Annotated in this window: 3 protein-coding genes and 1 pseudogene; 3 read left to right on the top strand and 1 reads right to left on the bottom strand. The window is 58.4% G+C overall.

Going from position 1 to position 3,046, the window contains the following annotated elements; all coding sequences use genetic code 11:
* Window positions 1–208 precede the first annotated feature (208 nt).
* From A3A5_RS43355 to A3A5_RS0116165, 3 genes are all read left to right on the top strand, one after another.
* Window positions 209–508, top strand: a complete 300-nt coding sequence (locus tag A3A5_RS43355) for a hypothetical protein (RefSeq protein ID WP_157637235.1) — start codon at window positions 209–211, stop codon at window positions 506–508.
* Between the two features lie 100 nt (window positions 509–608).
* Window positions 609–1,127, top strand: a complete 519-nt coding sequence (locus tag A3A5_RS0116175; protein ID WP_081623915.1) for a lytic transglycosylase domain-containing protein — start codon at window positions 609–611, stop codon at window positions 1,125–1,127.
* 454 nt (window positions 1,128–1,581) lie between these two features.
* Window positions 1,582–2,754, top strand: a complete 1,173-nt coding sequence (locus tag A3A5_RS0116165) for a hypothetical protein (protein ID WP_018311593.1) — start codon at window positions 1,582–1,584, stop codon at window positions 2,752–2,754.
* On the opposite strand, the pseudogene A3A5_RS44805 reads toward A3A5_RS0116165, so the two are convergent.
* Window positions 2,743–3,046 (bottom strand): annotated as a pseudogene (locus A3A5_RS44805) (hypothetical protein); the annotation flags it as partial. The gene A3A5_RS0116165 and the pseudogene A3A5_RS44805 sit on opposite strands and share 12 nt — an antisense overlap.

Genomic DNA, 3,046 nt, shown 5'->3' with positions numbered 1-3,046 from the left:
CTTCAGGGCGACGGAAATCGCGCTATATCATGCACTTGGCAATCTTCCTGAGCCTTCGTCAACCCACACTTTTTCCTGACGAACCATTTTTTATGGTACGTCCGGTTGTGGCGCCGTTGTCACGCGGATTAACGACATGACTTCGGGGACGGTGACAACTTCCCTTTGTTCTACGGTTGACCAGTTTCCAGCGACATCGACATACCGCATGTCTTGCCCTGAGACGGCCCTGAGCTGCCCGGATTCGGGCGAGTGGGGAACGGGCGCAACGCAGTTCGACACGTCGGTAGACGTCAAGGAGGCGGTCAAAACCGAGGCCACGCCGCTGCAGGTGGTCGAGTTCGATCCCTGTAAGAAACGGACGCATCTCAACGCACCGGCTACCTCCAGGCTCGGTGAAAAGCGGCTCGATCTGCGCGGGCATCGCTTCGACGCTTGCGCAACACCAAATACCTGCGCGAGACTCGGCAGGTCGAAGAATGGTCTTTCCGGCGAGCTTCGCATGTAAGTGCGCCGGTTCGCCGCAGAGGCATTCCCACACGTTGCCATGTCGCAATATGAAAAAATCTGCTCACTCACACTTACGCGTTGGAACGCCGTTGTTCACCATGACGCCATTTAGGACCGAATCCCGCCACAGTGGCAGCGGTGACCGGCAAGCTGCGCGCCGTCATGCTCTGTCGTGCGCGCGTGCATATGCTATTGGCGTGGCCATTGGTTACACCGCGAGCGCAGCATCGCCAGCGCATGCAAACTGTTTCGATGATGCCGCTGCATATCAGCATGTCAATCCGCTGATCTTGCGCGCAATCGCATGGCGGGAGTCGCACAATCAACCTGGCGCGGTGCATATGAACACCAACGGCTCGACGGATTACGGCGTTATGCAGATCAACTCTATTCATCTTGGCGCGCTGTCGCGTTACGGAATCACGCGCGATGAGCTCATGGCGCCCTGCAAAAACATCTACATCGCTGCCTGGCAATTACGGCGCCAGATCATGAAATACGGCAATACTTGGGCGGCGGTGGGTGCCTACCATTCGGCGACACCCGTGCTGCGCGACGAGTATGCCCGGCAGATAGCGGCGATCCTGCGCCACTGGAACATGCTGCGCGATCGGTGAAGCAGCACGGTGGAAACTGTTATGTGCGCAACGCAAAGTGAAACGCCATGTTCGATGAACAAATCCTGAACGCCGCGGTGCAAAGGTGGTGCTCAAGCGGGTTGTGTGTCGCGACAAGCAAGTCAATGCGAACAAGTGCTTTTCATCAGCGCTTGGCGGATCAAGTACATGATTTCAATGCCGGCAAGGATGACGTATGCACGCCAACAATTCTTGAAACCCATCCTCGGCACCACTCGAATGTTTGCCGCGGAATCCTACTCGCAAGCTATGTAACGACTCCAAATCGAAGCGCGGCCCGGTCGCCCCCCGCTTGCATATCGCGACACAAGCGTTTCGCTGTCGCTCGCTGTCCCTGTGTCGGCTTCGCATTGTGTACAGAAGCGGCGGTGGCTAGAGCAAATCTCAAAGTCGTGTGGGTGCGCGCCGCAACATTTCTCCAACAGGACATTCCATGACGAAGCTGCTGCGTATTCTGACTGGCGTACATGCCGGCGCAGAATTGCGCCTTGCTGTCGGCACTCACCGAATCGGCGCGGACGATGATGCTGACATCCACATCTCCGACTGGTGCGGTAACTATGTCTCTTTAGCCGTCCATGAGCACGCCCCCGGCATGGTGCACGTTGCCGTCATAGGCAGCGATTCGTCCGGCGCGCATGAAGCCAGCAAAGCGGCGCAGAAAAATCAGCCCGGCACGGTAATCCTGCTAGACTTCGTACCTATGCAGTTCGGCTGCACGGTGATTTGCATCGGCCCGGCCGCAGCTCCGTGGCCGAGCGATCTCGAGCTGCTATCTACGCTGCTCGTGAGGCCCGACGAAACGCGCTGCGCCAGCGAACGTTCGCGTCGCGGGATGGAAGGCGTCGTCTTTGCGTGCGCGATGCTCAGCGCGGTGCTTGTAATTGGTTCGGGGATGCTGACGAGCGCAGTGAGTCGCGACGCATTGCAGCACGACGCCGGCGACATCGCGCAACGCGTGAATCTCACGCTTGCCGCTGCGCATATGAAGGAATTGCACGCGCAGGCGCGCGGCTCGACTGTCACGGTGACCGGGATGGTTGGAACGCCCGCGGAAGACTCACAAGTGCGAAAATTGCTTATGCGGGTTTCCTCAAGCGGAATCGTGCGGCACTACGATATCTCGCAGAACGACGTGCGCAATATCGCTGAGTCACTGGGCACCCAGGGGCTCAAAGTAGTCTATGCAGGACACGGCGAATTCGAGGTGAGCGGCGCTGCCGCTAATCCGCGCGACGTCGAATCGGCGGTTGCGCGTATGCGCCACGATCTGAGCGACAACGTGAAGAACGTGCGAGTGCGCGTCGCGCAGGCAGAAGACTCGCAGTCCTCCATGCCTTCATTCTCGTTCCTGATGTCCTCCGATGACGTGCGTTACGCGTTGACACCGGACGGGGTTAAGCATATCTACGCGCGGCCGGAAGTTCCTGTGGCTTCGGCGCTGAATGACGCGAGTGCGCTGAGTGGATCAAATGTTGATAATACCGCTAACGAATTGGCGCGCGCGCCCATCGTAAGGCAGCCAGTGGAGGACATCCCTGCAACGCCGCCCTCTCCCGCGACTCGCGAGGCAAAGACCACTGCTTATCTGCCTTTACCGAAGTGAGGTTACCCAAGAAGCACAAGAATCGTACGACAGAATCCAACGTCTGGGTGTGGTTGGCGGTGGCGGCACGAGAAACAGCGCGGTGTCGATGCGCGCCTGTCCAATCACGTGCATTTTTCTGCGCAGCAAAGGCAATACCAGGCGGGCGCGCATGAACCACGAATCGAACAGTCCGCGCACTGGCTTGTTGGCCACGCCCGCTAGTGTAGCGTTCTGTTCTTGATGGAACTTATATGAATTCGGCGTCTCCAATGCCCACACTGCGACACAGCGTGGAGAGAGTGAGTGCGAG

The organism is Cupriavidus sp. UYPR2.512 (assembly GCF_000379565.1).
Taxonomy (GTDB): Bacteria; Pseudomonadota; Gammaproteobacteria; order Burkholderiales; family Burkholderiaceae; genus Cupriavidus.
The sequence above is the reverse complement of the archived record's forward strand: the minus strand, read 5'-3'. Positions and strand labels throughout refer to the sequence as shown.